The sequence below is a fragment of the Bavariicoccus seileri WCC 4188 genome (assembly GCF_000421665.1).
Lineage (GTDB): Bacteria > Bacillota > Bacilli > Lactobacillales > Aerococcaceae > Bavariicoccus > Bavariicoccus seileri.
On sequence record NZ_ATXL01000013.1, the window covers coordinates 43975 to 49974 of the forward strand.

Sequence of the window (6000 nt, forward strand, 5' to 3'; positions counted from 1 at the left end):
ACAAGAATAAGGGACAAGATAACTACATAAAATGTTTCACGTGAAACATATTATGTAGTTTTTAAGCCAGCAGCAAGATAATTTGATCGATACTCTATAAAAAATTTGACTTAATTAAGTAAAAAGATATAACAAGCTAAAAATCACTAGAAAAGTTATAAAAAGACTAGAATAACTAGCTAACTAAGCTTAGTAAAGGCCCTATTTAACTTAGTTGGCCGAAGAAATATAGCCTAAAAGGACGCATAATTGCAAAAATGTCTAAAATAATGTTTCACGTGAAACATTATCAAGTAAAATAAGGATATTGTTGATCTTGTCAAACTATTACTAAGGAATAGGTATAGTTAAAGTAGCTTCCTTTCTATCGAATGTTTTTGTTTCAAAGATTATTCGAATTCTATCTCAGATTATTTTTCTATTCTTCTCAATCTAAAAGTCTCACTATTAACAAAGTCATATAACCATTTATAGAAATGAAATGTTGTTTATGATGGATAAGTATACGGATAAGATACATTAGTTAGGCAAGTTGGTGAAAAAATGTAAAGTTGGTACAGCAAAAGTAAACTCGTGAGTAAATTTAGTTAATGTAAAGAACGAAATGTTTCACGTGAAACAATTTTGGGAACTTATGGTACAAATTGGCTATTAGTATCTAAAAACGAAATTTTTCTTGTGTTACAAAACAGATAACGCTCTAAATCAAAAAAAATTTGTTAAGAAAAGATAGTAAGCACTTGTAGGTATAGGCATTGAGATTAGGTATCTTTTCAAAGCCTTACTAGTACTATTCTGTTTCTGTATAAAGGCAAAGATAGATGAATTTGGCAAGATCGGATCATGTTTCGTTATAGATACTCTTATTCTTCCTATTAATATCTATTCTCATATGATTTCTTATGATAATAAAGAAAACTAGTCAGTGTTATAGTCTGATTTATTAAAAATGGAAATAGTAGTACATGCTTACTGTATATACAAAACTAAGTGGACATTAACTCAGTTTGTCAGTTGTACGGTTTTAAATTATTTAGTAGTGTGTAGTGTGTAGTGTGTAGTGTGTATGTAAGAAGTGAGTTAGTAAAGTAAGGGTAATTGAATACTTCAATGTTACTTCATACTATTTCATGAAAAATTATATTTTTTTACATCAAATGAGTTAGAGATAGGTTATTGATCTGATTTATCATAAAAATTTAAAAATAATGATTTTCTTTAATCCGAAAATTATTGGAATGTGACCAATATACGCTGGTATACAATATTGATGAACGATAAGGATATTTAAGTTTGAAGTATATTGGTTTACTAAATTTTATTTAACGGGAATAGACTGTGAAGTGCTGTATAGTTTTATATAGTGTACTAGTATTTAGGTATAAAGGACTTATGTTGGAGTAGGACACTAGGACAGGGGCTGATTGGTGTAAAGTAAATGATTATGTTCTACAAACTATAAAGAACATATGTTCTTGTTAAGTGTTTTTATTTTTGGTGGCTTTAATGTTATAATAAGCTAGATTATTTGTCTGATTTAATGCTTTTCTGGTCTATTTCGCAGGGCTATTAGTCAGAGATTAGATGCTTGATTGTAGTGACATAAATAAGAAGCAGTGAGTTTTTTTAAAATTTACTAACACACAACTTTAAGATGGTGGAATCAATCTTAGGAGGATAAAGCAGGTGACTTATGGACTTTTTTAAATTTAACCAATTACCGAGTTATATTCGTGATAAACGCATTAAAATCCCGTTTTTTATCATGATTTCTTTGTTGTTTATTATTCTAGTACTGTCATTTATCAATAATTGGTTTGTAGGAATATTAATGCTGGTTTTGTTTTCAGTTGTTGTAGGTTCTGTCATTTTTATTTCTAATTATTTGGTTGATGAAACGAATGCTTATATTTCAGATCTGTCTTACCGTATCAAAGAGGGTGAGCAGGAGGCATTGATTCGGATGCCAATTGGTATTCTTCTATATAATGCTGATCTAGAGGTCCAATGGGTCAACCCGTATTTTAAGAAGTATTTTCAAAAGAAAGATATTATGGGGCAAAAGGTTGCTGATTTACATCCGCAACTGGGACAATTGATTACAGAAGCAAAATCTGAAGCTTTAACGACTTTCGAATGGAATCAACGATTCTTTGATGTGAGTGTTCAACATGATATACGAGCTATTTACTTAGTGGATACCACGCGCTATTCATCAATTGTCAAAACTTATAATGACGAGAAAATCGTATTCGGTCATATTTTCATCGACAATTATGATGAAATTTCGCAATCGCTAAACGATCGTCGTAAGTCTAACCTAAATAACTTTGTGACGAATCAATTGACGAACTGGGCAAAGGCACATAATATCTATTTAAAATGGGTCGATGATGATCGTTTTATTGCTGTCTTAAATAGGAAGAGACTATATAAAATTGAAAGTGAACGTTTTGATATTATTGATACAGTCAGAGAAACCACGGCTCGTCAAAATTATCCATTAACGATAAGTATGGGCTTCTCATATGCTGATGAAGATGAAAAAGTGTCAAACTATTCTGATATCGCAATGTCTGCACAGTCTAACCTCGATCTAGCTTTAGGTCGTGGGGGAGATCAGGTGGTCGTTAAGTCGAAGAAGGAGCAAGCAAGGTTCTATGGTGGTAAGACTAATCCGATGGAAAAACGGACGCGGGTGCGTTCGCGGATGGTTGCTCAAGCGTTACAAGATTTGATTCGTGAATCAGATCAAGTCATTGTTATGGGACATAAGTATCCAGATATGGATGCTATTGGGTCTGCTCTAGGAATCAGAAGAATTGCGCAAATGAATGGTAAAACAGCTTATATAGCTGTTAAGCCAGAGGAATTTAGCCATGATATTGAAAAACTGATTACTGAAGTGAAAAAGAATGAAGATATAGGACCATTTGTTGTAAATGCTGAAACACTACGTGATAAGATAACACCACAAACGTTGGTCGTTATCGTAGATGTCCATAGGCCGTCTATTGTTTGTGATAAGGAAATATTGGATAAGGCGGATCAAGTTGTTGTCATCGACCATCATCGTCGTGGACAAGAGTTTCCTGAAAATCCAGTATTGGTTTATATCGAACCATATGCTTCTTCTGCAGGCGAGTTGATCACTGAACTATTTGAATATCAATCAAATGAAGCAGATCCGATTTCTAAGATAGAGGCTACTGCAATTCTCGGAGGAATAATCGTGGATACTAGAAACTTTTCACTAAGGACTGGTTCACGGACGTTTGATGCTGCTAGCTATTTGAAATCGTGTGGTGCAGACACCGTATTGATTCAAAGACTGCTAAAAGAAAATTTAAAAGCATATCTCTCAAGAAGTCATCTATTAGAATCACTTGAAATGTATTATGGGAAGCTCGGAATCGCTACTGGTGAAGAAGACAAGAATTATGGCACAGTGGTGGCAGCTCAAACAGCTGACACCATGCTGTCTATGGAAAATGTTGAAGCTTCCTTTGTAATCACCAAGCGAGATGATGGCCGTGTTGGTATCAGTGCCAGAAGTCTAGGCGAAATTAATGTACAAACGATTATGGAAAAAATGGGCGGTGGTGGTCATTTATCAAATGCCGCAACGCAACTAGCTGATGAAACAGTAGCGACAGCTAAGAAAAGACTGGTCGATATATTGAAGAGTATTTATGAGCCAACTGAAAAGGAGTAGCGAGAATGAAAGTTATATTTTTACAGGATGTTAAAGGGCAAGGACAACGTGGCGAAATAAAAGAGGTTTCTGATGGTTACGCACAAAACTTTTTGATTAAAAATAAGAAAGCTAAGTTAGCAACCAGTGCCAATGTTGCCGAATTAGAAGGCAAGAAGAAAGCAAAGAAAAAATTAGAAGCCGAAGAGTTGGAAGAAGCCAAAAAATTAAAAGAGTTCATTGAAAAAGAGGATACTGTTGTAAAATTGGCAACTAGGGCAGGCGAAAATGGCCAAATATTTGGTTCTATCACCACTAAACAGATCGTCCAAGGCTTTCAAAAGCAATATAATATCAAACTAGATAAACGAAAAGTTGAACTGGATGAGCCAATTAGGGGATTAGGAGAACGTCAAATCCCAGTTAAATTACACCCACAAGTAACTGCCAAATTGACTATCGATATAGCTGGTAAGTAGTAACTGTGTTTAAGAAAAGAGGAAAAGCTTTTGGAAGAATTACCAATTGACCGCACACCGCCACAAAATATAGAGGCAGAACAATCTGTTTTAGGCTCTATATTTATTGATGCTGATCGTGTTGTCAGTGTCTTAGAGTTCTTAACTGTGGATGATTTTTATCGCAAGGCACATCAATTGATCTTCCAAGTGATGTTGGACCTCAATGAAGCTGATCAGGCCATCGATGTCATCACAGTCGCCGATTCTCTCGAAAGCCAAGGACAACTAGAAAATATTGGTGGATTACCATATCTGATTGAATTAGCAAATATGGTACCTACTGCTGCTAATAGTGATTATTACGCCAAAATCGTTAGCGAAAAGGCGATTCTAAGACGATTAATTACAACAGCAACTGATATCGCTAGAACGAGCTACCAGCCTGGTGACCCGTTAGAAGTGGTATTAGATCATGCGGAGCAACAGATACTAGAGGTGTCTGAACGAAAAAGTAGATCTGGTTTCAAAAAAATATCTGATGTTGTCGAACAATCTGTGGCAAATATTGAACAATTGGCACAACAGTCTTCTGATGTGACAGGTATTCCTACTGGTTTTTATGAGTTAGACCGAATGACTGCTGGGTTACAACCTGATAACTTAATCATCATTGCAGCTAGACCAGCTGTTGGTAAAACTGCATTTGCACTGAATATTGCCCAAAATGTGGCGACAAAAGCGGACCAAGTCGTCGCAGTTTTCAGTTTGGAAATGGGAGCAGAGTCATTAGTCAACCGCATGTTATGTGCGGAAGGTAATATCGATGCAAGTAACTTACGGACTGGTAAATTGTCCGAAGATGAATGGGATAGCTTAGTGATGGCTATGGGAACTTTGGGAAATTCAAAAATCTATATCGATGATACACCAGGAATCAGAGTAGCTGAGATTCGGGCCAAATGTCGCCGCTTAAAGCAAGAAGCTAAAGAATTAGGATTAGTAATCATCGATTATCTCCAATTGATTGAAGGTAGTCGAAAAGAAAACCGTCAACAGGAAGTATCAGAAATCTCTCGCCAGTTGAAAAAACTAGCAAAAGAATTAGGTGCTCCCGTTATCGCTTTGTCTCAGTTGTCACGTGGCGTAGAACAGCGACAAGATAAAAGACCAATCCTTTCTGATATCAGAGAATCAGGGTCTATTGAACAAGATGCTGATATCGTAGCTTTCTTATATAGAGATGATTACTATAGATCAGAAGATGGCGAAGAGGTCGAAGACAATAACATCATAGAAGTCATCATTGAAAAGAACCGGAGTGGAGCGCGTGGAACCGTGCAACTTATTTTTACGAAAGAGTACAATAAATTCACTTCTCTCGTGACCGACAAGTTTGCTGGGGAAGCACCGTCGGCTTAAAAATGAAAATGTTCCAATAATACAAATGTTTTTCTGAAAAATATTACTTTATTGATATAATTTACATTAATTTATTAACTATTTCTTGCTTTATCGGAAAAAATGTAAGGTTACAATACATGTGTTACATGAAAATAAAAAAATAGAGGAAGCTTCTGCTATACTGTAATTACCACACCACAGAAAGGAAAGCTTCCCCTATGAAGAATATTATAACAGAAGAAATGCGATACAGAAAGAAAGTCGTTGATTATGCGGTTAAACATGATAATAATGCCAAGGCTGCACGCAAATATCACACAAATCGGATGCAAGTCAAACGTTGGAGAGACAACTATGATGGGACATGGGATAGTTTAAGAAATAAGAGTACAAAGCCCCACTCACATCCCAATCAACATACTGAAGAAGAGTTAAATATCATGA

General features: G+C 35.4%; 4 protein-coding genes. All 4 read left to right on the plus strand.

What is annotated here, in order from left to right:
- Positions 1 to 1693: 1693 nt before the first annotated feature.
- A complete protein-coding gene (locus H541_RS0104300) occupies positions 1694 to 3715 on the plus strand; it encodes a DHH family phosphoesterase (RefSeq protein WP_022796112.1) in 2022 nt (673 codons plus the stop codon).
- 5 nt (positions 3716 to 3720) lie between these two features.
- Entirely contained in the window at positions 3721 to 4173 is a 453-nt protein-coding gene (gene rplI / locus H541_RS0104305; protein WP_022796113.1) for a 50S ribosomal protein L9, read from the plus strand.
- Between the two features lie 30 nt (positions 4174 to 4203).
- The gene (dnaB, locus tag H541_RS0104310; protein ID WP_022796114.1) at positions 4204 to 5574 is read left to right on the plus strand and encodes a replicative DNA helicase; all 1371 of its coding nucleotides are present in this window, start codon (positions 4204 to 4206) and stop codon (positions 5572 to 5574) included.
- A gap of 200 nt (positions 5575 to 5774) precedes the next feature.
- Positions 5775 to 6000, plus strand: a 226-nt coding sequence (locus tag H541_RS0104315; protein WP_022796115.1) for a helix-turn-helix domain-containing protein, incomplete at its 3' end; no start/stop codon positions are given.